Source organism: Pseudomonas sp. B26(2017), assembly GCF_002113045.1.
Classification (GTDB): Bacteria; Pseudomonadota; Gammaproteobacteria; order Pseudomonadales; family Pseudomonadaceae; genus Aquipseudomonas.
In genome coordinates this window covers 1-24826 of sequence record NZ_NEJJ01000016.1, presented here as the reverse complement: position 1 = coordinate 24826, position 24826 = coordinate 1, and the positions used below count along the sequence as shown (strand labels likewise).

Genomic DNA, 24826 nt, shown 5'->3' with positions numbered 1-24826 from the left:
CATGCGCAATTACACGATCACGTACCTGTTCAACGACCAGCCCCGTACCCATCAGCTTGAACTGAAGCAGCCTGAATTACCCATTCAGGACGCGGCCATGCACTTGTTGCAGTTACATTTCGGGGATGGCGAGAACAGCCTGATCATGCCTGATGCAGACTCCACACCCGACGAGATAATCGAGCAGGCGGGTCTGGTCGGAATCACTCGAATCGACGTGGTGGGTGCCCAAGGCGAGTAGGGCGATCTGCGCCGGCTGAGCCGATGTTCATACCGACGCCGAACACAGCGTCCTGCCATCGAGCGTCTGGAAATTGGATCTGGCCACCATCGGCGACGTGTACTCTGGCCGATCGCTGCCACAGCAGCTTCGGTCAGCGTTGACTACGTCAACTCACTGCGGGCCCAAGCTTCACAACTCAATCGCCCACGTCTGGCTCACCAAATCCTTGCCGAAGCTGTGAATCGGCTCTTCCTCGACCAGCTCAAACCCCGCCCGCTGATACAACCGGCGGGCATCCACCAGATTGCTGGTGGTCCACAGAATCATCTTTTTGTAGCCGACATCCCGGGCGAACCGCAGGCATTCCTCGACCAGGCGATTACCGATCCCCAAACCCCGCGCACTGGCATCCACGTAGAGCATGCGCAGTTTCGCGGTGGTTTGGTCGTGGCGGATGACGAATACCGAACCCACCACCTTGCCGTCCTTCTCCGCGATCCAGCAGCGCTCGACCGTGGGGTTGAATTCGCGCAGGTACTTGGCGACGACTTCTGACACCAGCGCTTCGAACTCCGAATTCCAGCCGTATTCTCGGCTGTAGATCGCGGTTTGCTGATGCACCACCAGCCCCATGTCACCGGGTTGCGGATCGCGCAGCAGGTAGGTCATTGACTGGCCGCCCTCAAGTAGCGTCTGGATCTGCTTCATCGATGCGATCAATTGCAGTTGCTGAGGTTCGGACAGGCGTTCGAGCAGAGTGATGACTTCTTGCCGCGAGGCTTGCTCCAGCGGCGCGAGGATCTCGCGGCCGAGGTCGGTGATGTGTAACTGACTGGCGCGGGCGTCGGTGGCGGAGGGGACCTTCTGGATCAGGCCTTTTTTGTCGAAACCGCTGATGAGCCGGCTCATGTAGCCCGCGTCGAGGCCGAGCATCTGGCGCAGGTCGGTGCTGGTCAGATCGCCCTGGGACGCGAGTTCGTAGAGGATGCGCAACTCGGTGAGCGAGTACTCGCTCTGCAGCAAGTGTTCCTGCAACACGCCGATCTGATGGGTGTAGAAGCGGTTGAACTGCCGGACGATGTCGGCGCGGTCGGTGATCGTGGACATGGTGGACGCTCATTTGTTTGCCTGAGGCAACTATATAGTTGCCTCAGGCAATCAAGTCAAATGAATGATCCCGCAATCGCGAACGCAAAGTCCGTCGGATCGAGCCGCTCAGACGTGTCCATTCGTATGTTTCTGAGGTTCACCGTTTCCAGGTGTGTGGCGTAGAGCGATTCGGAAAAAAAGGTGATCAACAGGGTGCGACGGCGTGCGCCACTGGCGTTCAGGCTGCCGGCGTGGATCAGGTCGGCATCGAAGATCAGGATATCGCCCGCGCTACCCGTCAGCTGTACGGATCGGGATTCGTCCGTGAAGTTGAACGGAAGGTCGCTCATGGCAGAGCGGTGGCTACCGGGAACGATGCGGGTTGCACCGTTTTCCGGGCCGTAAGCGTCGAGGTACACCAGCGCATTGACGGTGTCGCCGGGGCGTTGCGCCGACAAGTCGCGGTGCAACTGCTGGTGGCCACCATGGATAAGCGGTTCGCGGCCCTCGACCTGAGAGAGGAAGAAGCGCTCGCCGATCAACTCGCCGACCACCGCCAGCAAGGGTGGCAATCGGCATACGGCCTGAACGGTGGCGTCAGTGTCCAGCTGCGAATGGCGCCAGTCGATGCCACGGGGCACGGGCCATTCACCGGAAGGTTTCACGCCTGCATCGAAGACTGCACGCAGAGTGTCCAGCCATGTTGGCGCAATTGCCTGGCGCAGCAGCACGTAACCGTTTCGATGGAGTTGCTCGCGGTCAGCCACAGATGTCCTCGGTTTGGTTGGCTAACGCAGAGCGTAGACAAAAGCCTCAATCAATGAAGGCTATTCGATGGCGAATTTCTCCCGGCAGTGCCACGGCGTCGGATTTGCCCAAGGATATGAAGCTGAAATCTGCCCCCCTTCGGCTGAAAGTCGTCCCAGAACCCCGATGACAGGGCCGTCTCAGCATGCCTGTAAAAAAACTGACTAGAATCCACAGACACCCGTCCATTCAAGGAACGACCGATGTCCGGTTTACGCACATTGATTGCGACCACGACCTGTATTGCAGTGCTGAGCAGTTCGCTGACAGCGCTGGCCGATCCTGGCAACGGAAAGGGACAGGGCAAAGGCAATCCGCATAACAGCCAGGATCATGGCAATCAGGGGAAAAAAGGCGGGGGCGGCTATCAGGGGCATGGACCGAGTATCGACCACGCCGGGGTGATCGGCGTCGTGGACGGCTATCGCGGCTACTGGACGCCGGGCCCGGCGTTGCCGCCCGGCATCCAGAAAAACCTGGCCCGCGGCAAACCGCTGCCGCCCGGTATTGCGAAGAAGCTTGATGGTCGACTGGTCGGCAGGCTGCCGCACTACGACGGCTACGAATGGCAGCAGGTCGGCACCGATCTGATCCTGGTCGCACTGGCCACCGGGCTGATTTATGAGGTGCTCAATGGCGCCTTCGATTGAGTCATCAGCGCAGCGGGCGACTCGATGAACTGATCACTTGAAAGCACTGCGCAGTTCTTCAATCACCTCCTCAACAGAGCACCCCTGAATCGCCGGCGGTGTGGGATTCTCACCAAATTCTCGCCAAACGAACAGCGTCAGTTCTGTGCCATCGGTCGATGACAGGGGATTTTCGGCATAGATCTGCTGGGTTCTTGCGATCAGCCCTCCAAGCTCCGCCAATGCCTCGGTCGACAGCTCGGCCAGTGAGTTGGTTTGGACTTTGGTCCCCAGCATCAAATAGCCGGGAAGTGCACTGGCCAGATGGTGGTTGACGATCCAGTGCTCGGTTTCATGAAGAATGAAGTGCGGGTCAATTTCCATGTGCCATAGGTCCTTGGGCAAGCGGCGCGCCAGCGTAGCAAAAGTGCAGACCTTTATGCCGGAGGAACTGTGCCGTAACGTCCGACGTAGAGTTGACCGTTCGCGTTTCCCTGTCGCAGCATGCATTCACTTGAAAAGCCCTATCCGGAAAACCTATGCCCACGCCTGTCGATCTTGATGAATTGTTAGCGCTTGTCAGAGATGAGGAGTCGTTCATTCGATTTGTCGAGGCGCTGGGGGCTGATTTTGCCAGTGAGCGCTTGTTGGAACATAACGCTCCCTCATCGATAGATCGATCTGATAGCCAAGAATGGGAAAACGGAACAGTTGATGCGTTTCTCGATGCGGCAGCTGCATGGGCGCATGCCAGCAACCGATCTCCTTTGGCCGATAGTGCTCAATCGAATGTATGGCAGCGCTGTGCAGCGATTCTGTTCGCTGGAAAGTTTTATGAATGAAGTAAGTGTGAACCCTGAACCCGGTCGAACTCCGCAATGAGCAGATTTTTAAGCAGCGCGGAGCTGCATGGCGTATTGGGCGATTTGGTCAAAGATCCCGAGATGGACTTGAACGGTATATGCGTTCGCTTGCAGCTCGATTTGCGCGATCTTCTGAATCAGCTCGCCCTGGCGATGGCCAGGTTTTTCAGTGAAGGCGCGTGGGACTTTCATGACTGCGATCACGTCATGAATATTCTATTCAGCGATATCGTTGATTTGTCTATGCATGCCGACATGCCTGAGCCAGCCTTTTCCATCTACCTTGCATTTGATGCCGGAGAATACTGGCATCGCGGCGATACAAAAGACGAGTGCCCGTGGGAGAAGTGGACGAGACCGGACATCGAACGGATCTTGCGTGAAGTTGGCTCCTCGACGGCGGCGACAGCTATCCATCAGGCATGAAAAAGCCCGGCGGATAAGGCCGGGCTTTTGTCGAGTACTGCGGTAGAACCTTGCATTCAGACGTTACGACGTTCGATCAGACGGTCAGAACCCCCTTCGGCAACCGCATCACTGAACAGCGGATCTGTTTCGGTCGCGGCGACGGCGTCACTAAACAGCGGATCGGTCTGAGTCGCTGAGGCAACCGCATCGCTGAACAGCGGGTCGGTTTCAGTCGCTGCAAAAGCATTCAGGGCGAAGAGCGAGAAGGCGATACCAAGGAGGGTCTGGCGTTTCATGGTTCTGTACTCCGTGTGCAGTGGGTTGGTGTGGAGCAGATCCTACGCTTTGGACTCGATATGAGAACTTCATTGAATTAATGGTTGTTATTGATGCCGTCAATGATCGGTCTCGGTCGCCCGAATTGCTTTGAACTGCTGCGCCAAATCCAGGGCCACACGACCGCTGTCCACCGTGGGCAGCAGATGAGTGAAGGGAATGTCGATCATCCTTTTCTCGCGTACCGCCCGCAGGGTCGACAACACCGGATCCTGCCCGAGCAAGTGACGCTTGCGACTGGCCGGCGACCATTGCGCGTCGGCCAGCAGGATCACGTCCGGATCGCTGGCGAGCAGGGTTTCGCGGCTCACGGTTACCCGGTACTGGTTGATATCGGCGAACAGATTTCGCGCGCCGGCAGCAGCCAGCAGCGGGGTGACGAAACCCCGTCGACCCTCGCTGTCGAGGCCGTTGACCTCACTGTCCAGATAGAACACCGAGAGCGGTTCGTCCGAGCCGGCCAGTGCTTTCGCACGGTTCAGATCGGCGTCCAGCTTATCGCTCAGCTCGCGCGCACGCGGCTGCTTGTGCAGCAGCGCGCCAAGGGTCGAGAGGTCGTTGCGGATGTGTTCGAAGTAGTCCAGCGAATGCCCGTTGCACGCTGACTCCAGCAGATAGGACGCCACACCGTTGCGCCCCAGCCCGCTGCGTGACGTCACGCCGTTGCCGAAGGCCGAGGCGAACCCGCCGATCACCAGATCCGGCTTCTGCGCGTACAACACTTCGCTCGAGGGGTAGCGGGGCGCAATGACCGGCACGCCGAAATATTCGGACTGCGGTGCGCCGGTGTCGTCCAGATAGGCGACGCCCGCCAGCGCCGGGCCTGCACCCAATGCCAGCACCAGATCGGCGGCGTGCTGATTGAGGGCGACGATCCGCGACGGTGGCGCGGCCGGCGCGTTCCAGGTCTCGCCGCAGTTGCGGTAACTGTCGCCCCAGACCGGGCACGCGCAGAGCAGGGCGCTAAAAAAAAAGAGTCTTCTCATGAGCGCGCCCTGATCAACAAATCCTCGACCACTTCACCGCCCACCAGATGCCCCTCGACCAGTCGTTGGGCATCCGCGTGACTGCGCACGCCGTACCAGCACATCTCCGGATACACCGTCACAATCGGCCCCAGATTGCACGGGAACTGACAATGGGTGCGGGTCAGCAGAACGCCGCCCGGCGTTTCTATGCGGTCATGCGCCAGCAGGTGCCGGCGCAGGGTTTTCCATAACTGCAAGGCGCCGCGCTGGGTGCAGCGCGGGCCGGTGCAAAGGAACACATGGCGCGCATGCTCGGGCACCTGCGACCAGTCCGGATGCGAATCAACGCCGTCGGTAGTGATGATGTCAGTCATCAGAAGCGGTACGTGTAGCGGACTTCGGAGGTGAACGGCCGCCCGAGGTTGTCGACGTTGTTCGAGCGACTGGTGACGTAGTCACGGTCGAACAGGTTCTCCACCAACAGACTCAGGCGATGCTGATGGGCGCCGTCGAGATAGCGATAAGCATCGGCGTCCACCACCGAATAATGGCCGTATTCGATCTGTTTCGAGCTGATCACGTCGCGGATATAGCGGATCGCACCGCCGGCGCCCCACATCCGGTCGACCGACTCGTAGCCAATGCGTGAGCGGGCGAAAAAGCTTGGCACATCGTTCAGCGTTACTCCCGAGCGCGACTCGGTGAGGTTGCGGGTCATGTCGGCCTGCAGGCTCCATTGCTCGTTGAGCGCCAGTCTGGTGTCCGCCTCGAAACCGCGCATCTGCACCCGGCCCTGGCCGTTGACCCACTGGATGTCGTCGAGGGTGATCAGGTCATCGATCTTGCGTTTGAACAGGGTGACGCTGGCGCTGAACTCGCGGTCGAGCAGCAGGCCTTTGTAATCCAGACCGAGTTCGGCGTTGCGGCTTTTCTCCGGTTTCAGATTACGGTTGCCCAACTCATCACCGGGCTCGTTGACGAACAATTGCTCGGCGTTCGGCAGTTTGTAGGCCGTGCCGTACTGGCCGCGCAGGGCCCAGTTTTCGTTCAGGTCATACAGCGAAGTGAGCATGCCGACCGTGGCGCTGTCGCCACCGCCCATGGCTTCGTGACGAATGCCGATGCTCGGGTGCCAGTCGGGCAGGGCGTCAATCTGCGGGCGCAATTGGGTATACAGCGCATGGGCTTCGGCCTTGTCGTTGTCGATGATCAGCACATCGTCCTGACCTTTGAACCACTGGTTGTCCGTGCCGAACACCAGTACGTGCCCGCCGGGCAATTGCGCCTTGCCTTCGGCCTGCACGCCCCAGTCAGTGAAGCCCCAGTAGTCGTTGTGATTGATGGTTCGGGTGCCGCCATTGGCGGTGTTGTTGATGCGCGTGTAGCGGGTGTCCCAGTCGTTGATATGACCTTTGATGAAGTAGCTCAGGCGCTCGTTGAGAGTCTGTTCGAAGGTCGCCGTGGCGATCTGCTGGACGCGGTCGTTGGTGGTCTTGTGGTTGTCCACCGGGCGGGCGAAATCGAGGTTGGCGTCGGCGTATTGGTAGAACAGCTCCAGTCGTTTGTCATCGCCGAAGGACTGAATCGCCTTGCCGCCGAACGTTGTGACTTCATAGGCGCGTTTCTTTTCGGAGACGTTTTTCAGGTCGCGATTACGAAACGGCTGATAGCCGTCCGAGACGTTATGGCTGACATAGGCCAGCAAGCCCAAATCGCCAAAACCGTTGCTGAAAATGTTCTCGGCCCGCGCATCACCGGTGGTGCCGCCGAAGGTGTCCAGGCCCATGTTCACTTCACCGGAGGCTTTGCGACTGTGCGGGCTGCGGGTGACGATGTTGATCACGCCCGACACCGCTTGCGTACCGAACAACAGGCTTTGCCCACCCTTCAGCACTTCGATGCGTTCGATGGCATTGGCCGGCAAAGTGTCGAGGTACAAACCGCCGTACAGGCGATTGTTCAGACGCACGCCGTCGAGCAGGATCAGCGTGTCGTCGTTGCGCCCGCCCAGCAGGGAATAAGTGCCGTAGTCGAACGGGCCGTTTTTCGGCGCGACGTACAGACCGGGAATGAACATCTGCATCACGCGGCTGACATCGGCGCTAGGGCCCGCGCGCTCAATCTGCTCACGGGTGACAATCTCGACCTTGCTGCCGAACTGCGCCATGTCGGCCACCGTGGTGGACTCCACGGACGGCGCGGAAACGATTTGCTGATGGAGTTCGAGCGGCGTGTCATCCGCCAGCAACAGGGGGCTGAACAGACAGCCGAACAACAGGGATGGAGCCGGAGTGTTGAAAGGTTTGATCATCGTCTTCTCGAAAGGATCTTCGCAGAAGAGCATGCAGGAGAAGGCATCGCGCACACGCCGACACCGGCCCATGCCCGCCCACCGCAGGAGTTTGCCAAAAGCATTTCAGGCCGGTCTCCGGGCTCGCGCGTCTGGACGCTTTCACCTTCCCATGGCCGTCTGGCCACAGTGGTGTGTCGAAAGCATCACGCGCCTACCGTTGCGGGGGCAGCACCGGACTTGTTCGAAAAGAACGTACCGGTTTCCCGTTTCACCCCATGCACGGCGGCATGGGACACCTGAAACAGGGCGGCATCTGAACATTCGGGTGGGCGTGCGTCAACCTGGACGGTCGATGGATGACGTTGAAGGCGGTTTTGCAGGCTTGATCCGATTCATACGAAATCCAGCAACAGTGTTTGTCCAACCCGCCGATATTTCCTCGCCACCCCAACCCTTAGCATCGTCTCCAACCCGTGAACAAACACGGTCCTCAACGAGACGGTGAACATCATGAGCTTCAAGAAAATCGCTCTGGTTTTAATGCTTGGCAGTTTCGGTGCACACGCTTACGCCGATAACACGGACGCGGCGAATATCCCGGTCGAGACCTACAGTTCTTCGACAAATCTGGATATCGAGCACGTCATCTCCATTACCGAACCGGCCAACGAATGCGCCCCGGTGCCGGTGCAGATGACCTACGAAGATTCCCATGGCGAGCGTCACGTTCTGCAATATCAGGTGATGGGCACTGGCTGTTCCAGTTGAGTCAGGTGCAGAGGATGGAGGGTCGACACTCCATACTTGCCACGCTCAAACCGCTTTCGCTCCAACCAGGTCTTCATCCGATGCCAGCAATTGCGGGATCGACTGCTTCAGAAACTCAACCCAGGTCTTGATCTTCGCATCGACGAATTTGCGCGACGGATAGATCGCAAACAGGTTCAACTCCTCCAGCCGGTATTCCGGCAGCACCCGCACCAGTGTTCCCGCCCTCAGGCCATCCACGGCCGATGCGATCGGCTGAATGCCGATGCCCATGCCTTTTCTGATCGCGATGGTCATGCCGTCGGCGGTGTTGATGTGAAAGGGCGACACGGGAATGGTGATGGTTTCCATGCCTTCGGGCCCTTCGAAAGTCCAGTTCTCCACCGGCATTACCGTGTTGACGATGCGCAGACACTCGTGCTCGCAAAGCTCACCCGGTGTTTGCGGCAATCCGCGTTTTGCCACGTAGGCGGGCGAGGCGCAGAGGATGCTGTAGGTGATGCCCAGACGTTGCGCGACGAAGCCGGAATCCGGCAGGTCGCGGGCCAGCACGATGGACATGTCGAAGCCTTCTTCGAGCAGGTCAGGGACGCGGTTGGTCAGGGTCAGGTCGAACATCACCGTGGGGTGAATTTCCCGATAGCGGGCGATGGCGTCGATCACGTAGTGGTTGCCGATGGCCGACATGGTGTGAATTTTCAAGCGGCCAACGGGCAAGGTCTGGGCGGTGCCGGCTTCTTCGTCGGCTTCGCGCACGTCATCGAGGATTTTTTCGCAGCGCTCCAGATAACGCATGCCGGCCTCGGTCAGGGCCAGACGCCGGGTGGTGCGGTTGATAAGCCGGGTGTGCAGACGCGCTTCGAGGGCGGAGATGGCTTTGGAGACGTTGGTGGTGTTGGTGTCCAGCAACTCGGCCGCGGCAGTGAAGCTGCCGCTTTGGGCGACGGCGATGAAGAAACGCATGCTCTGGAAAACGTCCATCGGTGTCGTCTCAACAGGCAGGTGGAAAGAATATAGGGGCGACCTCACAGTAGACCGCCCCTTCGCCATGGTCACTTTTTGCGGGGAATGAAACCGGGTACGCCCGTCTCGACCACCGAGTTGAAGCGGATTCGCGTCGTGATCTCTTCCCTGATCTCGCGCATCGCCCGGTGCGGCAACGTCGTGATATCGAAGTTTTCCTGAATCCGGCTCGGGTTCGCCGAGGTCGTCAGGAACGCCGTTCCCCGCTGCACCGCCCAGGCCAGGGCCACTTGCGCCGGGGTTTTTTGTACGTGCCGGGCGATCCCGGTGAGCACCGAATCCTCAAGCACATTCGGCTCCATGCCATGGCCCAGCGGGGCGAAGGCGAGCAGGATGATGCCGTGTTCCTTGCAGAACTCCAGCATCTCCCACTCGGGCAGGTACGGATGGGATTCGATCTGCACCACCGCCGGTTTGATTCGTGCGGCGGCGACGATGTCCTTCAGCGCGTCGAGGGTGATGTCGGAAAGCCCGATGGACTTGCAGCGACCGTCATCCACCAGCGCTTCGAGGGCACGCCAGGTGTCGATCAAACGGGTCTCGCCATCGTAGATCACGTGCCCGAACACATCCCGTGGGTCCTGATCGTCGCCGGGCTGGAAGGCGAACGGCGTGTGGATCAGGTAGCAGTCGAGATAGTTGACCTGCAGCCGCTGGCAACTGGCTTCGAACGCCGGTTTGACCCGCTCGGGGCGGTGGTTGGTGTTCCACAGTTTGGTGGTGACAAACACGTCTTCGCGACGGATCTGGCCCGCCGCAAACACCTGCGCAAAGGCTTCGCCAATCTGCGTCTCGTTGCGATAGCGCTCGGCGCAGTCGAAGTGGCGAAAGCCCACTTCCAGCGCGCATTTGACTGCTTCGGTAGTGGTGCTCAAGTCGCGAAACAGCGTGCCAAACCCCACGGCCGGCATCGAACCAGCACCGTTGTTCAACGCTATGCGGGTGTCGCGAAGTTCATCGTGAAAGGCTTCGTAAGTCATGTCGTGTCTCCGGTATCTGCCGTTATAGAAGGGATGAGGTCTTGCGTGCGGCGAGCTTCTGATCAAGCACACCCACCGAGTTGCCACCCAGCGCCACGAACAGGCGCACCGAGTCGAGATAACGCGCGGTCTTCACTTGAATCTGTCCGAGCAAGGCTTGCTGATAGGCGCGTTCGGCTTCCAGCACCTGCAGCAGGCTGTTTTCGCCCTGGGCGTAGGCCTGGCGATTGAGGCGCAGGCTCGCGTCGGCGGCGCGCAGGGCATCGTCCTGCGCCAGGTTTTGCTCGGCGCCGTGGTTGAGCGCCTGCAAGGTGTCCGCAACCTGGCCGAAGGACTGAATCACCGTTTGTTGATAGCGGGCGAGCGACGCGTTGTAGCCTTCGACGGCGCCTTCGCGCTCAGCCTTGAGCGTGCCGCCGTTGAAGACCGGCGCCGTGAGCCTGGCGGCAAATCCCCAGAGCGCGGCGCCGCCATTGCCTGAGGCGGCTTGCATCAGCGAGGCCGACAGCTCGACATGCGGGTACAGATTGGCCGTCGCGACACCCACCGCCGCGCTGGCGAAGTGCAGTTCGGATTCGGCTTGCAGGATGTCCGGCCGGGTGTGGGCCATGGTCGACGGCAGGCTGACCGGAATGTTCGACGGCAGGGCGAACTCGTCGAGACTGAAGTCCGGCGCAATCCAGTCCGCCGGACCTTTGCCGGCCAGAATCGACAACGCATGACGCGCTGCATCGCGCTGCTGGGCGAGGGGCGGCAGCAACGTGCGATCCTGAGCAAGGCGGGTTTCGGCCAGCGACACGTCGATTTGCGTGGTGCTGCCGCTTGCCTGGGCTCGGCGCACCAGATCGAGGTTTTTCGCGTCGTTGGCCAGCAGGGTTTCCACGGCGTTGATCTGCGCGTTGGCCGAGGCCAGCAGCAAAGCCTGGCTGGCGACATCACCGGTCAACGTCAGCCAGGCTGCTTCGTAGCGATGCTTTTGCAGATCGGTCAGAGCTTGCTGCTGTTCGATCGTGCGTTTGTTGCCGCCAAAAACGTCCAGATCGAACACGACCCGTGGCCCGATCCCGTAGAAATTGGAAACCACCGGTTGCGGCCCGTTGTGCGTACGCTGGCGACCGGCAGAGGCGCCGAAATCGACCTGCGGATAAAGCACACCTTCCGCCGCCGCGACCGAAGCAGCGGCCTGGCGAATAGTCGCGTCAGCGGCGGCCAGTTCGAGATTGCCGTCGATGGCGCGACGCACAACCTGATCGAGTTTTGGTGAACGAAACGCCGACCACCAATCGCCGTCGAGTCGCTGGCCCATCGCGAAATGCTGTTCGGCAGCTTGATCGTAATGCAGCGACGGGCTCTCGGCAGGCCGTTGAAAATCTGGGCCGACGGTGCAAGCGGACAACATCACCAGCATCGCCAGCGGTGTGAGGCGCATTGAAGCTTTCATGGTTCAGACTCCACGTCATCAGTTGGCCGCAACGGGCTTGCGCAGGAACATCACCAGCGGACTCACCACGAGCATCGCCAGCATCAGAATCTTGAATTGGCCCATCACCGCGACGAACGCCGCCTGATGGGTGACCAGATGGTTGAGGCCTTCGAGCGCCGGCAACGACGTCGGCATGGCCACCCGATAAGGCGTGAGCTGACTGACCAGCGCCGAGTGCATCGCCTGGGTGTTGTTGAAGAAAAAGATCTGCACCACGGCCACGCCGAGGGTGCTGCCGTAGACCCGCATCAGGTTGAAGAAACCGGTGGCTTCCGGGCGCAGCTTGGGGTCAATGGTGCTGAACGCGGTCTTGCTAAGCGCCGGCATCAGAATGCCCAGCCCCACGCCCTGGATGAACCCGGTGACGGCCACCGGCGTCCAGTCCATCAGCGGCGAATAACCGAGCATCAGCCAGTTGGCGTACACCACAAGCGCGATGCCGGCGGCGACAAACAGTCGCGCGTCAATCCATGCCGGCGCTCGCATCATCAACAGAAACGCACCCACCAGCCCGATGCCACGGGGAACGGTCAGCAACCCGGTGGTGTCCGGCGGATAGCCGAGGATTTCATCGAGCATCGGCGAGGTCAGCGCCATGGTCGACAGCAACACGAAACCCAGGGCGAAGAACATCACGGTCGACAACATGAAGTTGCGGTCGCCGAACAAACCCTTGCTGAGAAAGTGGGTCTTGCGGGTCAGCGCATGGACGACGAACAGGTACAGGCCGAGGGCGCTGGCGAGCGCTTCGATCCAGATTTCCGGCGAGTCGAACCAGTCCAGCCGTTCGCCGCGATCGAGCAGCATCTGCAGGCCGATCATGCCGACCGTGAAGCTGGCGAAACCGAAGAAATCAAATGCTGGGCGCGAGTCTGCTTTCTTCTCGGCGAGCAGCAACGACACCACTATCAGGATGTACGCGGTCAGCGGCAGGCTGAGGTAGAACATCGGGCGCCAGTCGAAATACTCGCAGATCACGCCGCCGATGCTCGGGCCGCTGACGATGCCGAACAGCACCAGCGCGGTCCATTTCGGGCCGAACGCCGGGCGGTGTTCAGCAGGCAATGACTCCATAGCGATAGCCATCGACAACGGCGCAATCACGCCGCTGGCCAGGCCTTGCAGAATGCGTGCGGCGATGAACTCCAGTGGCGCGCCGGCCAGCGTGCCGAGCCACAGACCGAGGGCGAACAGCACCAGCGCTGTCTGATAAACCCGCTTCAACCCAAAGCGTCCGGCGAGCCATTGCGCGACCGGCATCGTGATCGCGCTCGCGGCCAGATAAGCGGTGAAAATCCATCCGGCCTGATCGTCGGTCATCGACAGACTGCCCTGAATCAACCGCAGCGCGGCGTTCGGCAACGGCAGGTTGGCTGACTGCATATAGGTGGCGAGCAGGGCGACAAACCGCAGTGCCCGCGCATCGGCTGTTGAGCTGTTCATCACGAATTACCCGCAGACAACAACGACTTGAGCGGATGCCACCATGGCGTGCGGTGCCCGGTATCAACCTTGACCGTGGCGCTGGTGCCGGAGAACAGCGGCAAGGCAGGATCGGCCTCGTCCAGTTCCAGACGAACCGGTACCCGCTGCACGACCTTGACCCAGTTGCCGGTGGCGTTCTCCGGCGGCAATAGCGCGAAGTCGGCACCGGCACCGGGGCTCATGCTGATCACGTGTGCCTTGAACGGGCGATCCGGGTAGGTATCGAGGGTGATGGTCGCGGTCTGGCCGGGGCGCATGTGCGTCACCTGGGTCTCGCGGAAGTTCGCCTCGATCCAGATTTCCCGGTCGGAAATCAGCGCGAACGCCGGTGCGCCGTTGTTGACGTAATTGCCCACCTGCAAATCATCGACCTTGGCGACGATGCCGTCGTCCGGCGCGGTGACCGTGGCGTAGGACAGATACAACTGCGCTTCGTCGAGTTGCGCCCTGGCCTCGCGCACGGTGGGGTGATCGTCGAGGGCAATGTCCGGGTTGCCGTTCAACGCGACGACGGTGCTGGCGATCTGTTGCTCGATGGACGCGATGCGCTGGCGCGAGACTTTCAGGTCGGTTTCGGCGCGCTCGTAAAGAGCCTTCGACACGAACTCGGTGGCGATCAAGGCTTTCTTGCGGGCGAACTCCTTCTGGTCGTAATCCGCCGAAGCTCTCGCCGATTGCAGCTCGGCCTGTTGCTGACGGTAGCTGGCCTTGAGGCCGTCGATGCGCAAGCGAGCATTGGCCAGTTGCGCTTCGGCCCGGTCGACGGCGATCTGCAACGGCTTGGGATCGATGCGAAACAGCACCTGGCCTTTGCGCACGGGCTGGTTGTCGTCGACCGCGATCTCGACTACTTGCCCGGAAATCCGCGCATTTATCGAGGCCTTGGCCACGCGGGCATAGGCGTTGTCGGTGGAAACGAAGGGCTCGTTGGCAACGTACTGGCCGTAGCCAATCGCGGCGAAAAGCGCCGGAGCGGCGAACATCAATACGGGGCGCAGATGCTGCTTGAGTGGCTTCTTCGGCGGCGCGTCGACGGGGTGAGCGCGGGCTTGTTCTGCGGTGAGATCTAATGGCTGATTCATGAACGGCTCTCTCCAAAGTGCTGGGCGGCGTTGAATGCGGTGCGTCATCAAGTCAGTGCGCGGTGCAGGAGGGGTGCTCTGTTGCCGCTGTTTCGTCGTCGCCAGCCTCGGTTCGAGCGCTGTTACAACAAACCTGCCGATCAAGGAATTTCTGATTCCTTAATTTTGTGCGATGGTGTAAGAATATGAGCGACTTCATTTCCCCGCAAGGAATTTATACGACATGGCACAAAATAAACCGACAGAAGGAAAAGGCCGTGGCCGTCCACGGGCCTATGACCCGCAAACCGCTCTGCAACAGGCACTTGGCGTGTTCTGGAACACAGGCTATTCCGGCGCGTCACTGGACAGCATCGCCAGCGCTGCCGGCATGAACCGCCCCAGCCTGTACGCCGCGTTCGGTGACAAACACGCGCTTTACATCAAGGCCCTCGACCAGTATTGGGACACCGCCCACGCCGCCATGCAGGCCGCGCTGAACGACAGCAGCCTGACCCTGGAACAGGCCCTGACCGGTTTTTACGAAGGGCAACTGGCGATCTATTTTTCCGGCGACGGCCAGCCACGCGGCTGTTTCGCCATCGGCACCGCGACCACCGAAGCGGTCGAGGATCCGGAAATCCGCAACGTGCTGTCCCAGCGCTTGAGCCAGCTCGATGCCGATCTTGAAGCCCGCCTGCAACGGGCGATTGAATCCGGCGAACTGACCGGCGATGTGGATGCCGCCGCACGAGCCATGCTCGCGTCATCGCTGCTGCACAGCATCTCGATCCGCGCCCGCGCCGGTAAATCCCGCGAAGAACTGGCGGGGCAGGCGCGCGATGCGGTGAAGGTGATCTGCGGTTGAACGGGCTTGAGGACATCCTCACTCAAGGTTTGTCCGTGGTGTTCTGCGGAATCAATCCGGGGTTAGTGGCCGCAGAGCAGGGCCATCACTTCGCCGGCCGCAGCAACCGCTTCTGGCGCACGTTGCACCTGGCCGGTTTCACACCCCATGAAGTGCGTTCGGAAGACGACCGCTCTATTCTGCAATTTGACTGCGGCCTGACCGCCGTGGTCGAGCGGCCGACAGCGAGTGCGGATCAACTGTCTGCCGAGGAATTCACCGCAGCCGCTGCCAGCTTCGAACGCAAGATCGCCCGCTACGCGCCACGCTTCGTGGCGTTTCTCGGCAAGGCGGCGTACGCCGGTTTATCCGGCAGGAAGTCGATTGAATGGGGGCTGCAAGAGGACATGTTCGGCGGCGCTAGAGTCTGGATTCTGCCCAATCCCAGCGGCCGCAACCTGGCGTTCAATCAAGCGCAACTGGTGGCGGCGTATCAGCAGCTTCGACGGGCTTCGAGTGTCAGCACATAAGCACTGAACATGTCCGCCATACCCGCGGCGCGGGCGGTGATTTCTTCGTCGGTGCGCGGGCTGAGTGAAAAATCCTTTCCCACCGAACTGAGCGTGGCCAGGATCAGATCGCAGGCTTGCGAGCGAATGGCTTCGCTGGCCCCGGGCAGCAACTCGACCATGAATGTCGCAAAGATCCGCTTGCCCGCCGCCCGCACTTCATGGGCCTGCGGCGCATCGCGATAAAGCGGCGCCGCATCACTCAACGCGCCACGCATCTGCGCCTCCTCGCATTCCGAACGGAGAAAAGGGGACAGATTTATTTTCTGAAAAAATAAATCTGTCCCCATTTTCACTGAGTCCCCGTTTTTTCCTAGATTCGAGGTCGTTGCAGCTTGACCCACTCTTGCACCGTCGGGCGTTGCCATTGGCGCTGCGCGTAATCCTCCAGTTGAGCCGGCACCGTGTCCCCGTTGAGTATCAACCGGTTCAGCATCAATGCCAGATCAACATCGGCGATCGACCACTCACCAAAAAGGTAATCCGGATTGTCGGTCAGCAGCCATTGAGCGACATCAACCAACTTTTGCCTGGCAGCCTCAGCCGACGCTGACAACGGGCCGTATTTGACGCCGTAGAACACGACAAGCGTAGAGCGCTCCTGTCGGATCGGTAGAAGATCACTCCGAAGCCACGCTTGAACTTGTCTCGCCGCTGCGCGTTTCTGTGGGGCCTCAGGGTAAACAGGTGTCTGGGGGAACACGTCTTCCAGGTATTCCGTGATCGCCGATGACTCCGACAACGCAAAGTCGCCCCGCACGAGGGAGGGCACCCGTTGAGTCAGCGAAAGGCGGGCGTAATCGCTGGCCTGGTTCTCCAGTTTGTCCAGATCCAGGGTACTCATTTCGAAGTCGATTCCCTTTTCTCGAAGGGCCACAAAGCACGACATTGCGTAGGGACTGGTGAATTGAGCATCGACGTAAAGGCGCAGGCTTGAATCATTCATAGCGTCATCTCCATATGCGGAGTGGCCACGCTAAAAGATTGGGCGCCCTAAATAAAATTCATGTTTTTTATGGGGGCATTCCTGTCAGGAATGCGGTTCCGTCACAACCCGACGAGCATCGCGCCGCACCGCTTGCGGAGGCACGCCGAAGCCTCGGATGAAGGCTTCACGCATATGCCGGCGATCACGAAAACCCGATTCGCTGGCGATGACATCGAGGGAATGCCGGCTCTGTTCAATCATCAAACGAGCGGCCTCCAATCGCAGGCCTTCGATGGCCTTGGCGGGCGACTGACCGGTTTCCGCGCTGAAAATGCGGGTGAATTGGCGCGGGCTCAGGTGTGCTACGCCGGCCAGTTCTTCGACACTGAGCGCGCGATTCAAATGTTTTCGCGCATAGTTCAGAGCGCTCTGGATACGGTCGGACTTGGGCGCGAGGTCGAGCATTTCCGAGTGCTGCGACTGCCCGCCGGACCGGTGCTGGTGCATCACCAGTTTGTGTGCCACCGAGCGGGCGACCTCGGCCCCCAGATCCTTTTCCACCATGCCGACCGCAAGGTCCAGGCCTGCGGTCATGCCCGCTGACGTCCAGAAAGGGCCGTCGACGATATAGATGCGGTCGACCTCGACGCTGATTTCGGGATGGCGCTTCTGCAAGGTCTGGGCGTAGGCCCAGTGGGTTGTCGCACGCCTGCCGTTCAACAGGCCTGTTTCGGCGAGGATAAATCCGCCTGTGCAGATACCGACAGTGCGCCTGGCCTGGCTGCCGGCCTTGCGTACGAAATCGAGCACCGCCGTGGGCGTCTCATTTTTTACGGGGTCGTTGACCCCGACCACGATCCACGTATCGGCCAGCCCGGGCGCCTGAAGCGGACGCGTTTCCAGGGCCAGCCCCAGCGAGGATCGCACCATGCCGCCGTCCGGCGAGAAATTCTCGACGCTGTAGAAGGGCTCCTCGGCGACCTGATTGGCGAACTCGAAAACAGCCTGGGTTGCCAGCGAGAGCACCTGAAAGCCGTCAGTGAGCAAATAGCCAATGCGATGCATGGTTTTATCTCGAATGTCCTGAATCACTACCTTATACGTCATTTGAGATATCGCCTAGCCGTCGCATGCTGTCGTCCAGTGCTTCCCATCACCCTGGAGACTCGACATGACTCAATCCCGCCTCGGTACTGCCCTCATCACCGGCGCCTCGTCCGGCATCGGTGCCGTTTATGCCGAACGCCTGGCCCGACGTGGCCACGACCTGATCCTGGTCGCGCGAAATCGCGAACGCCTCAATGCCCTCGCCAAACGACTGAGTGACGAAACCGGTCGCAACATAGAAGTTTTGGCCGCTGACCTGTCCGACCGTGCCGATCTGGCACGGGTCGAGGAGCGGCTGAAGACCGATGCCAGCATTTCTCTGCTGGTAAACAACGCCGGGATTGGCGCGACTCAGTCGCTGCTGGAATCGAACGTCGACACACTCGAAGACCTGCTCACGCTCAACGTGAACGTGCTGATGCGACTGACCTACGCGGCTGTTCCGGGGTTTGTCACCCGTGGCGGCGGCACACTGATCAACATCGCCTCGATCGTGGGCATTGCTCCGGAGTTGTTGAACGGCGTTTACGGCGGCTCCAAGGCCTTCGTTCTGGCGTTCAGCCAATCCTTGCGTCATGAACTGGCGGACAAGAATGTGCGCGTTCAGGCAGTCCTGCCCGGCGCGACGGCCACCGAGTTCTGGGGCGCGGCCGGCACACCGCTGGAGCATCTGCCGGAAGCCATCGTGATGCGCGCGGAAGACATGGTGGACGCGGCATTGTCCGGCCTCGATCAGGGCGAGTTCGTCACCATTCCGGCGCTTCCGGACATTGCCGATCTGGATGCCTATGAGGCTGCGCGTCAGAAGCTCATGCCCAATTTGTCGTTGAGTAAGGCGGCTGCACGTTATCGCACTGAAGACTGAGGCAGGCATTAACGCAAAAAATGAGGCAGACCTTTTATCCCGTCACCGGATAACAGATCTGCCTCATTTCATTGCCGATTTTGAGGCCGGCACGATATCCCGTGCCGGCCTCAGTCGCACTTGTTCCAGTCACAATACGGACCGCGATGATTCGCTGTAGAAGTAGCCAAGGACTGCTCCTGCAGCCATCGTGAGATTACGCGGCCTCGACGTGATCCAGCGCCTGATTCACCGCCAGCTCGGCAATCATCACCACCTGCGCAATACCGATCGCCATCTTGCGATGGGACGGATCGAGCGTTGCCGCGAAATTGCTCAGCATCTCACTGGCCGCCCCAAGGTTTTCGCTGGCGTTGGCCAGCAAGCATTCGGTGTTGTACTTCGGATTGGCCAAGTACATCCGCTCGGGTTCGTTGCAGGACGACATGATCCCGGCGGCGGGGCAGAGGTAGTGATCCAGCGCGCGCTCTGCGGCGTCGTGGAGTTTTTTGGAGTTGGGGGATTCGTAGGGAGAGGTGGTGTCGGTTTCGGGTGGGTTGGGTGTTGGTTTGATCATGGTGAAACTCCTTGTGTCGTCATCAGGAGCCATCACCCACACGCTACCAAACGTTGGGTGGTGGCCATACGCAGGTTGGTAGACCGGGACACAAGGAAGACCGGCGCGCCCGAAGACGCCCTGTGCATGGCCACCATAAAACCGAGGCGATTGACCGCCGCGATGGTGTGCTCTGCATCTTGTGTTTGTCTCGGGCTACCAAACCCGATCACTGCTTTTCAGTGACCCGGAAACGATAAAACCCGCAGTGTAGACACACAAGCCGGCGGATTCTGGCGTAGTCGTAGGCAATGACGCAAGGCGTTGTAGCCTCGAGGAAGTTACGGCGGGTTGCTTTAAACGAACCTGTTTAAGCGCTCAAAGCCTTGAGGAAATCTCTTTCCAGATGTAGCCGTAGTTGTATTGCAGCCAGCGAACCAACGCCTTATCAAACTGCCTGCGAAACCAGCTGTTCTCCCTGGCAGCCAGCCTTTCCTCGATCATTGCCCTGAGCGAGTCTGGATCAAAGCCAGTCCACACCGGAGGCACAGCGGCCACAAGGTTGGTGAAGCACACCGGCGCGACCTCTGAATAAAGGATTTCGTAGAGCACAACTGGATCGATGCCTCTGACCACCGCCGCTACATAATCGTATTCGACCGGCAAATCGTTGAAAGGCCATGAGAGTGCAGCTCTGACGTTAGTCAGCTGAGGCTCGGTCAGAAGATGTCCCAAAACCAGAACTCCTTTAGTTCGCCACTCAGTAAATGAGGACAAGGGACGGGGATATTTCTTGAAAGATAGTACTGGGCTTTATTGGCAGAAAGGGAACGGCGGGATTTTCAGGATTTCGGAAAATGCGGGATTTTTGCAAGCCATTCGCAGTGGGCGAGAGCGCTTGGCACGGAACCAAGCGCTCAGGGTAGGGCGGGGCAATTACGGCTCCGCCCTGATGTTTCAGTTTTTGCTGGCGTTCAGCTTGCGCAGTTCTTCGTAGGTCGCCGACTGGACGAACCAGAAGCCGGAAATGATGCACCAGCACAGGGTGCCGGCCACGAAGATACCCAGCGCAGGCAAGAACCCGCTGGTGAAAATCGCGACGATAGCGACCAGCCAGATGAATGCCAAGGAGAGATAGAGGACGGTGTTATTGACGCTGATGACGAAGTCTTTCACGGGGCATATTCCTTGCGGGATGTAGAAAAAATCCCCCTCTCCGGGGGGAACGGACGAATGCTATCACAATGCCTTCAACGATCAACAAAAGCGAAGCGGACTAATGATCTGAGGATATATCTATCCACCTTTCTCAAGTCCTAAAGCCTCGCGAGACTACTGCATAGAGTCACGGGTGGGTTGTAGGACGTTTCTGTATTTATATGGTTCGAATTCTTTTTTCGAGAAATTGTTGTTATTTAAGCTCGTGAGCAAAGTGTTGGCTGTTCAAGTCGTCGAGCTGTAGATAATAATGCGAACGCGTTGGGCGTGATTACAATATTTATCTGAAAGGTTAAAAATGAAAGGCGCGAAACTTAAAGTCGGGTTGCATGGTTTTTGTGTGTGGATTTTTCTACTGTTGTTTGTAGTGGCTACCAATTGTTTGGTTTACTTGGCGTCGCTGCTGGATTTTAGTGAGGGCTGGCAACTGATTTTTGTATTTAGTTTTTATTTGATTAGTTATCTTGGTGTGTTGACTTTGTTAGCGTCGGCGTGGAAATTTCTGCAAAAATTTTTAGTTGTGAAGGATTGGCCAGGGCAAAAAATTTTGGTTACGTACGAAGTGACGTTTGATGAGTATGAAAAGATAAAGTGTTTCTTGAATGATATTCGTGCTTAAGTGAAAGGTGACAGAGTCTGTCACCTTTGTACGCGGTCGGTAAATAAGTATCCTTGGTTTATTAGTTTGTGCTTTCTTATTGGCGGTATTTGCCCATTGATATGGATTATATGTCCGCCAAGATTCGGTTCTAAAAAATATTCTGCCTTGCGCCTGGTTCATTAAAAGATCAACCAGAAAAGAACCAGAAAAGCCGTCCCCTTTTTTGGGTCCCCTTTTTTGATGCTGTTTTCTAAAGCCAATAAAACCCCTGATCATTGATAATGTTCTAAATAAAGTATTTATTCTGGCAAGGGGTAGGTGGTTAGGAAAAGGGGACTGATTTATTATAAAAAATAAATCTGCCCTTTGATTTCTTCATCTAAAAATAAATCCGTCAACTATTTTCGGTCCCCTATTTTCCGTACATGGGTTTGCGATCAAAACTTTATAGAAACCCGTCTCGCTGTAGGTCCCTTCATTGTGAAGGCGAGTGTAAACTCGACGTCGACATTCGCTTTGATACCTTCTGAAGGAAGATTGGAGAAGCGGAATGCACTTGCAAATATACTATCATTAAGTTCCGTCGACTTAATAAAGCAAAAGCTTACATGCTCTTGTGTGATGTGTCCGGTGTATATCTTTGGCATCCCGTTGTTGCCGATCACGTCACCTTGAATAAGATTTTTTTGACTAGGAGAAATTCTGGCTGTTTTAAGGAAGGAAAATATTTCTTTTGACTTGCTTCTGCTGCCGTGAAGATATTGATGTCGCGCATACCAGAATTGAGCATCATAATTAGAGTCTGAAGGTGAAAAGCTACGTTTTAGGTGGTGGTCAATCTCATCGTTCTTGTTTGAGTCCTTTTGTCCAATTAATAGTTTTGCGAGTTCTAGGTGTAGGGGCTTGCTGTTCGGGTTCTGGGATATTCCGTCGCGTAATATTTTTTCCGCATCGATTATGTTGCTATTCTGTGAGCGTTGTCGTGCAAGTCGGATTGATATGAATTCACTTGAGCTGTGTGATTTGTACGCTTCTTCCAGAATTGCTTTTGCTTTGATGTCGTCATTAAGTTTTATTGCAAGTTGTTCTTGTCGGGTCTGAAGATACTCATCGCCTGGGAATTTCTGAAGTCCATTATGGATTGTTGTTTCGATTCGCTTTACAAACTCTAGAAAGGATCTTTTTGTAAGTTCGTCATTCGGATTTGAGTTTATATCTCTAACTCGATCATCGAGTTCGTCGAGTTGTAATTCGGCTAGGCCATTTGATGCCCTGGAGTCTTTCTGGCTTAGGATGAGGCGTTCAAATATTGCTCGTGATTCAGCACGATATTTGTCAGTTTCTAAGTCGGTGCGCGATTCTCTTGCAAGGCGCTTGTAGATCATTGCTTTTGTATGGAGGATTGCTTTATCGGTACGATTCTCGGGAAGCATTTTTTCTGCTTGAAGAATGATGCTAAGAGCTGCTTTTGTATCGCACCCTGGATGATTAAGTTCAAAGACAGCTTTTTGATGGAGGACGTAGTGAGCGGATGCTCCGGTTTGCTCTGCTGCTTCGTAAATTCTGCCTACCAAAGCTTTGTCACCGAACAGTTCTGCAAGCAATTTTCCTTTTATTAAGTGAGTGAATGCTTCGTTGTCTGCGCTATATTCTAGATTTAAGTGTTCAAGTACGCGCACAATTTGAGTCGCTTTCTCCTCGGAGGTTTGAAGTGCGTGCTCGAATACGAATCTGGCTATTAAGGGGTGCCTCGCAACATATGCATAATCTCGAGATGCGTGATCTAGATAAACCTTTACAACATGTTCTAATGGTGCAAGAAAGCGCTTCCGAAACTCTTCAATCCCAATGCCTGATATACGAGATATCAGACCAACTCGTACTGGCACGTTTAGCCGGTTTAATGTGCATACATCCATGTACAAAATTTGCGCTTCTGAAGGCGTAATGTGCCTGTATTCGTCAAGTACGATTTCCTCGAAAGGTTTTCCCGCAGTGGCCTCGTGGAGAGCTACTAAGAGTTGTCGATCAGCCGTAAGGGAGAAATGCTCTCTAATACGATCAGCGTGCTCTGCTCTGAAGTTCCCAAGACAATTATGTTTTGACAGATTCTCAATTAATTCTGAGATTTCTTTTTCAGAAAGTGTTGAGATTTCGTACTCTGATTTAACGTATTGCTCTATGTCCCCAGCAAATCTATTCCATTCGTTATTTCTAGCGCTAGTGATAATTGATATGTTGGCTGGTTCATATTCAAAGGTTCGATATAGCTTAAGCAATTCAGTAACGTTTGCTATTGCATCGTCAATTATTAGTATTAGCCTGTTTTCGCACTTTAAAGCTAGTTCTTTGATTAGTGACGGCCTAAGCATGGCGCCGTCGCGTAGTCTTACAACCGTGCTCTCTAATTCATTTGCGGCATACCAGGCTATTCTTTTAAGAAGTATCGTTTTTCCACTCCCAGCGTATCCTTTGAGGAGGAACGTGTTGACTCCTTTTAGATCGCTGTCTATCACTGCATCCATTATTATTGTGTCTCCTACCCTCCGCTTTATGTCGAGCTTCTGCTGTATTCCACCCCAGTCAGTGTCAAGTCCTTTGTAAAAGTCGATGGGTGAAATGCCTTTTGTTGTTAGTCCGGGGTAAATGTGTTCAAGCTCCATGCTTAGATAAGTATTAAGCTCGGCGGAGATTTGAGCATCGTTTTTTAGATGCCTGAATATCGGGCTTCTTTCTGCAAGCTTAAGGCTTGATAGAATTCTAGTGCTACGTTCAATTTTGTGGTCGATATATGAAAGGAAGTCTTCTAAGGTTAATTTTATTGGTGTTATACGCCTGCCTGACCACATTTTCATGTCGTACTTTCCCAGGCCTGGGTCAACTAAAGCATAAGATGGTCTGTTTATCCCCATGTCGTTTAGGTCAAACAAAATCTGTTGTATATTTGGATCGCTAAGCTGATACCCGCAAAATATTATTGGGTGTTCGAGTCCGTACTCAGATAAGTGCCCAAAAAGCCGTTTTCGGCCATTTTTGTATTTTGCATATTCTTCGCTAGCAAGAATAAGCGGAAGAAGTGGGTCGTTGATTGTGTTTATACATCCGTGAAGCTTGAAATAGGGTAGGTCGTTTAGGCTGCTAATTACTTCGCTGAAGTTGTCGCCGTCTCTAATTATTGGGGCAATATTTTGTAAGCGTGCAGGTGAAGACTCATAAGCGCGTTCAATTATCAAATCGTAGTTTGTTGTGAATATTGAATGCCAGCGAAAAGTGGGTATTATTTTATGAAATTCGGCAGGCTGGAGAGGAATGAATAGTTTTTTTATGTATTGCTGAACTTCTAATAGCCCAGCCTCATTTTTTGCATAGTCCGACACCTGTACCAGCGTTTTCTTCTTTTCATCACCGCCAAGAAATTGATCTGAAATTTTATCTCTAAGCCCTTCACCCGATAGGGGACTTTCATTTTCTGGACCACGTGCGCCGAAAGCAGCTCCTGCGCCTAGAAAAAGTATCGCCTTACCTTTAGCGATTTTTTCCAGCATCCAAGCCCCAAGATATTCTTCCATAATCCGAAAGTCTCCTTCTTGTGGTGCTGATGAGGCGCCTAGATGCAAGCGGCCTTGATACTCCGATAATGTCTAGCTGCGCTAATTTTCGCTCTGTCGTACGGTGGGACTAAGATCAAAATAACCTAAAGCCTGACCCACCGCCCCCGCCCCCAACCACTCAACCAATCC

General features: G+C 56.7%; 27 protein-coding genes, 1 pseudogene and 1 riboswitch. Of the genes and pseudogenes, 9 read left to right on the top strand and 19 right to left on the bottom strand.

The features are described from left to right. The first annotated feature begins 1 nt into the window (after position 1). On the top strand, positions 2–241 hold the full coding sequence (locus CAF79_RS22060) for a hypothetical protein (RefSeq protein ID WP_085700288.1): 240 nt from the start codon (positions 2–4) through the stop codon (positions 239–241). A gap of 171 nt (positions 242–412) precedes the next feature. Here the strand turns inward: CAF79_RS22060 and CAF79_RS22055 are convergent, their stop codons facing one another. Both CAF79_RS22055 and CAF79_RS22050 read right to left on the bottom strand, forming a co-directional pair. Further along, positions 413–1330, bottom strand: a complete 918-nt coding sequence (locus CAF79_RS22055; RefSeq protein ID WP_085700287.1) for a helix-turn-helix domain-containing GNAT family N-acetyltransferase — start codon at positions 1328–1330, stop codon at positions 413–415. Between the two features lie 56 nt (positions 1331–1386). Next, a complete protein-coding gene (locus CAF79_RS22050; RefSeq protein WP_085700286.1) occupies positions 1387–2079 on the bottom strand; it encodes a phytanoyl-CoA dioxygenase family protein in 693 nt (230 codons plus the stop codon). A 243-nt stretch (positions 2080–2322) separates the two neighbouring features. Between CAF79_RS22050 and CAF79_RS22045 the strand changes: the two genes are divergently transcribed. Continuing rightward, complete coding sequence (locus CAF79_RS22045; protein ID WP_085700285.1) at positions 2323–2769, top strand: anti-virulence regulator CigR family protein; 447 nt, start codon at positions 2323–2325, stop codon at positions 2767–2769. A 33-nt stretch (positions 2770–2802) separates the two neighbouring features. On the opposite strand, the gene CAF79_RS22040 is transcribed toward CAF79_RS22045, so the two are convergent. Then, positions 2803–3132 (bottom strand): hypothetical protein, encoded by a 330-nt coding sequence (locus CAF79_RS22040; protein ID WP_085700284.1) that lies wholly within the window; start codon positions 3130–3132, stop codon positions 2803–2805. A gap of 155 nt (positions 3133–3287) precedes the next feature. Between CAF79_RS22040 and CAF79_RS22035 the strand changes: the two genes are divergently transcribed. Continuing rightward, positions 3288–3590, top strand: a complete 303-nt coding sequence (locus tag CAF79_RS22035; RefSeq protein ID WP_085700283.1) for a hypothetical protein — start codon at positions 3288–3290, stop codon at positions 3588–3590. Between the two features lie 36 nt (positions 3591–3626). Then, the gene (locus CAF79_RS22030) at positions 3627–4037 is read left to right on the top strand and encodes a hypothetical protein (RefSeq protein WP_085700282.1); all 411 of its coding nucleotides are present in this window, start codon (positions 3627–3629) and stop codon (positions 4035–4037) included. Between the two features lie 56 nt (positions 4038–4093). On the opposite strand, the gene CAF79_RS22025 is transcribed toward CAF79_RS22030, so the two are convergent. From CAF79_RS22025 to CAF79_RS22010, 4 genes are all read right to left on the bottom strand, one after another. After that, positions 4094–4315, bottom strand: a complete 222-nt coding sequence (locus CAF79_RS22025; RefSeq protein WP_085700281.1) for a hypothetical protein — start codon at positions 4313–4315, stop codon at positions 4094–4096. Between the two features lie 99 nt (positions 4316–4414). After that, on the bottom strand, positions 4415–5341 hold the full coding sequence (locus tag CAF79_RS22020; protein WP_085700280.1) for an ABC transporter substrate-binding protein: 927 nt from the start codon (positions 5339–5341) through the stop codon (positions 4415–4417). Continuing rightward, positions 5338–5697, bottom strand: coding sequence for a ferredoxin (locus CAF79_RS22015; protein WP_085700279.1), 360 nt, complete (start codon positions 5695–5697; stop codon positions 5338–5340). The genes CAF79_RS22020 and CAF79_RS22015 overlap by 4 nt, the downstream gene beginning before the upstream one ends. Then, positions 5697–7634: a TonB-dependent siderophore receptor gene (locus tag CAF79_RS22010; protein ID WP_085700414.1), complete on the bottom strand. Its 1938-nt coding sequence runs from the start codon at positions 7632–7634 to the stop codon at positions 5697–5699. The genes CAF79_RS22015 and CAF79_RS22010 overlap by 1 nt, the downstream gene beginning before the upstream one ends. Positions 7635–7724: 90 nt before the next feature. Then, a riboswitch (cobalamin riboswitch) is annotated at positions 7725–7931 on the bottom strand. A 195-nt stretch (positions 7932–8126) separates the two neighbouring features. On the opposite strand from CAF79_RS22010, the gene CAF79_RS22005 reads away from it, so the two are divergent. Next, complete coding sequence (locus CAF79_RS22005) at positions 8127–8384, top strand: DUF2790 domain-containing protein (RefSeq protein WP_085700278.1); 258 nt, start codon at positions 8127–8129, stop codon at positions 8382–8384. Positions 8385–8429: 45 nt separating this feature from the next. Here CAF79_RS22005 and CAF79_RS22000 read toward each other — a convergent pair whose 3' ends face one another. The 5 genes from CAF79_RS22000 to CAF79_RS21980 form a co-directional block, all read right to left on the bottom strand. Further along, a complete protein-coding gene (locus CAF79_RS22000; RefSeq protein ID WP_085700277.1) occupies positions 8430–9365 on the bottom strand; it encodes a LysR family transcriptional regulator in 936 nt (311 codons plus the stop codon). Between the two features lie 71 nt (positions 9366–9436). Continuing rightward, the gene (locus CAF79_RS21995) at positions 9437–10387 is read right to left on the bottom strand and encodes an aldo/keto reductase (protein ID WP_085700276.1); all 951 of its coding nucleotides are present in this window, start codon (positions 10385–10387) and stop codon (positions 9437–9439) included. 22 nt (positions 10388–10409) lie between these two features. Further along, positions 10410–11828 (bottom strand): efflux transporter outer membrane subunit, encoded by a 1419-nt coding sequence (locus CAF79_RS21990; RefSeq protein ID WP_085700275.1) that lies wholly within the window; start codon positions 11826–11828, stop codon positions 10410–10412. Positions 11829–11846: 18 nt separating this feature from the next. Further along, a complete protein-coding gene (locus tag CAF79_RS21985) occupies positions 11847–13313 on the bottom strand; it encodes a DHA2 family efflux MFS transporter permease subunit (protein ID WP_085700274.1) in 1467 nt (488 codons plus the stop codon). Beyond that, positions 13313–14437: an HlyD family secretion protein gene (locus CAF79_RS21980; RefSeq protein ID WP_085700273.1), complete on the bottom strand. Its 1125-nt coding sequence runs from the start codon at positions 14435–14437 to the stop codon at positions 13313–13315. Before CAF79_RS21980 ends, CAF79_RS21985 begins: the two co-directional genes overlap by 1 nt. Positions 14438–14660: 223 nt before the next feature. Between CAF79_RS21980 and CAF79_RS21975 the strand changes: the two genes are divergently transcribed. Both CAF79_RS21975 and mug read left to right on the top strand, forming a co-directional pair. Next, positions 14661–15284 (top strand): TetR/AcrR family transcriptional regulator, encoded by a 624-nt coding sequence (locus tag CAF79_RS21975; protein ID WP_085700272.1) that lies wholly within the window; start codon positions 14661–14663, stop codon positions 15282–15284. Then, on the top strand, positions 15281–15793 hold the full coding sequence (mug, locus tag CAF79_RS21970; RefSeq protein ID WP_085700271.1) for a G/U mismatch-specific DNA glycosylase: 513 nt from the start codon (positions 15281–15283) through the stop codon (positions 15791–15793). Before CAF79_RS21975 ends, mug begins: the two co-directional genes overlap by 4 nt. Here mug and CAF79_RS21965 read toward each other — a convergent pair. The 3 genes and pseudogenes from CAF79_RS21965 to CAF79_RS21955 form a co-directional block, all read right to left on the bottom strand. Then, a pseudogene (locus tag CAF79_RS21965) lies at positions 15757–16080 on the bottom strand (TetR/AcrR family transcriptional regulator); the annotation flags it as partial. The gene mug and the pseudogene CAF79_RS21965 sit on opposite strands and share 37 nt — an antisense overlap. Positions 16081–16145: 65 nt before the next feature. Then, positions 16146–16778, bottom strand: a complete 633-nt coding sequence (gene yfcF / locus CAF79_RS21960; RefSeq protein WP_085700270.1) for a glutathione transferase — start codon at positions 16776–16778, stop codon at positions 16146–16148. 84 nt (positions 16779–16862) lie between these two features. After that, positions 16863–17825 (bottom strand): GlxA family transcriptional regulator, encoded by a 963-nt coding sequence (locus CAF79_RS21955; protein WP_085700269.1) that lies wholly within the window; start codon positions 17823–17825, stop codon positions 16863–16865. Positions 17826–17931: 106 nt separating this feature from the next. On the opposite strand from CAF79_RS21955, the gene CAF79_RS21950 reads away from it, so the two are divergent. Then, entirely contained in the window at positions 17932–18732 is an 801-nt protein-coding gene (locus CAF79_RS21950) for an SDR family oxidoreductase (RefSeq protein ID WP_085700268.1), read from the top strand. A gap of 196 nt (positions 18733–18928) precedes the next feature. On the opposite strand, the gene CAF79_RS21945 is transcribed toward CAF79_RS21950, so the two are convergent. The 3 genes from CAF79_RS21945 to CAF79_RS21935 form a co-directional block, all read right to left on the bottom strand. After that, positions 18929–19288, bottom strand: a complete 360-nt coding sequence (locus CAF79_RS21945) for a DUF6124 family protein (protein ID WP_085700267.1) — start codon at positions 19286–19288, stop codon at positions 18929–18931. Positions 19289–19645: 357 nt separating this feature from the next. Next, the gene (locus CAF79_RS21940; protein WP_085700266.1) at positions 19646–20002 is read right to left on the bottom strand and encodes a hypothetical protein; all 357 of its coding nucleotides are present in this window, start codon (positions 20000–20002) and stop codon (positions 19646–19648) included. A gap of 222 nt (positions 20003–20224) precedes the next feature. Continuing rightward, positions 20225–20443, bottom strand: a complete 219-nt coding sequence (locus CAF79_RS21935; RefSeq protein ID WP_011333849.1) for a hypothetical protein — start codon at positions 20441–20443, stop codon at positions 20225–20227. A 340-nt stretch (positions 20444–20783) separates the two neighbouring features. On the opposite strand from CAF79_RS21935, the gene CAF79_RS21930 reads away from it, so the two are divergent. Further along, a complete protein-coding gene (locus tag CAF79_RS21930) occupies positions 20784–21104 on the top strand; it encodes a hypothetical protein (RefSeq protein WP_085700265.1) in 321 nt (106 codons plus the stop codon). 419 nt (positions 21105–21523) lie between these two features. Here CAF79_RS21930 and CAF79_RS21925 read toward each other — a convergent pair whose 3' ends face one another. Further along, positions 21524–24655, bottom strand: coding sequence for an SIR2 family protein (locus CAF79_RS21925; protein WP_085700264.1), 3132 nt, complete (start codon positions 24653–24655; stop codon positions 21524–21526). Positions 24656–24826: the final 171 nt, after the last annotated feature.

What these genes read in the sequence shown, in the direction of transcription:
- CAF79_RS21945 (WP_085700267.1), bottom strand. Translation starts at nt 19,288, where the DNA reads ATGATCAAACCAACACCCAACCCACCCGAAACCGACACCACCTCTCCC.
- CAF79_RS21955 (WP_085700269.1), bottom strand. Translation starts at nt 17,825, where the DNA reads ATGCATCGCATTGGCTATTTGCTCACTGACGGCTTTCAGGTGCTCTCG.
- CAF79_RS22045 (WP_085700285.1), top strand. Translation starts at nt 2,323, where the DNA reads ATGTCCGGTTTACGCACATTGATTGCGACCACGACCTGTATTGCAGTG.
- CAF79_RS21930 (WP_085700265.1), top strand. Translation starts at nt 20,784, where the DNA reads ATGAAAGGCGCGAAACTTAAAGTCGGGTTGCATGGTTTTTGTGTGTGG.
- CAF79_RS22055 (WP_085700287.1), bottom strand. Translation starts at nt 1,330, where the DNA reads ATGTCCACGATCACCGACCGCGCCGACATCGTCCGGCAGTTCAACCGC.
- yfcF (WP_085700270.1), bottom strand. Translation starts at nt 16,778, where the DNA reads ATGAATGATTCAAGCCTGCGCCTTTACGTCGATGCTCAATTCACCAGT.
- CAF79_RS22060 (WP_085700288.1), top strand. Translation starts at nt 2, where the DNA reads ATGCGCAATTACACGATCACGTACCTGTTCAACGACCAGCCCCGTACC.
- CAF79_RS21950 (WP_085700268.1), top strand. Translation starts at nt 17,932, where the DNA reads ATGACTCAATCCCGCCTCGGTACTGCCCTCATCACCGGCGCCTCGTCC.
- CAF79_RS21990 (WP_085700275.1), bottom strand. Translation starts at nt 11,828, where the DNA reads ATGAAAGCTTCAATGCGCCTCACACCGCTGGCGATGCTGGTGATGTTG.
- CAF79_RS22035 (WP_085700283.1), top strand. Translation starts at nt 3,288, where the DNA reads ATGCCCACGCCTGTCGATCTTGATGAATTGTTAGCGCTTGTCAGAGAT.
- CAF79_RS22000 (WP_085700277.1), bottom strand. Translation starts at nt 9,365, where the DNA reads ATGGACGTTTTCCAGAGCATGCGTTTCTTCATCGCCGTCGCCCAAAGC.
- CAF79_RS22025 (WP_085700281.1), bottom strand. Translation starts at nt 4,315, where the DNA reads ATGAAACGCCAGACCCTCCTTGGTATCGCCTTCTCGCTCTTCGCCCTG.
- CAF79_RS21975 (WP_085700272.1), top strand. Translation starts at nt 14,661, where the DNA reads ATGGCACAAAATAAACCGACAGAAGGAAAAGGCCGTGGCCGTCCACGG.
- CAF79_RS22015 (WP_085700279.1), bottom strand. Translation starts at nt 5,697, where the DNA reads ATGACTGACATCATCACTACCGACGGCGTTGATTCGCATCCGGACTGG.
- CAF79_RS22030 (WP_085700282.1), top strand. Translation starts at nt 3,627, where the DNA reads ATGAGCAGATTTTTAAGCAGCGCGGAGCTGCATGGCGTATTGGGCGAT.
- CAF79_RS21985 (WP_085700274.1), bottom strand. Translation starts at nt 13,313, where the DNA reads ATGAACAGCTCAACAGCCGATGCGCGGGCACTGCGGTTTGTCGCCCTG.
- CAF79_RS21925 (WP_085700264.1), bottom strand. Translation starts at nt 24,655, where the DNA reads ATGGAAGAATATCTTGGGGCTTGGATGCTGGAAAAAATCGCTAAAGGT.
- CAF79_RS22005 (WP_085700278.1), top strand. Translation starts at nt 8,127, where the DNA reads ATGAGCTTCAAGAAAATCGCTCTGGTTTTAATGCTTGGCAGTTTCGGT.
- CAF79_RS22040 (WP_085700284.1), bottom strand. Translation starts at nt 3,132, where the DNA reads ATGGAAATTGACCCGCACTTCATTCTTCATGAAACCGAGCACTGGATC.
- CAF79_RS22020 (WP_085700280.1), bottom strand. Translation starts at nt 5,341, where the DNA reads ATGAGAAGACTCTTTTTTTTTAGCGCCCTGCTCTGCGCGTGCCCGGTC.
- CAF79_RS21995 (WP_085700276.1), bottom strand. Translation starts at nt 10,387, where the DNA reads ATGACTTACGAAGCCTTTCACGATGAACTTCGCGACACCCGCATAGCG.
- CAF79_RS22010 (WP_085700414.1), bottom strand. Translation starts at nt 7,634, where the DNA reads ATGATCAAACCTTTCAACACTCCGGCTCCATCCCTGTTGTTCGGCTGT.
- CAF79_RS21980 (WP_085700273.1), bottom strand. Translation starts at nt 14,437, where the DNA reads ATGAATCAGCCATTAGATCTCACCGCAGAACAAGCCCGCGCTCACCCC.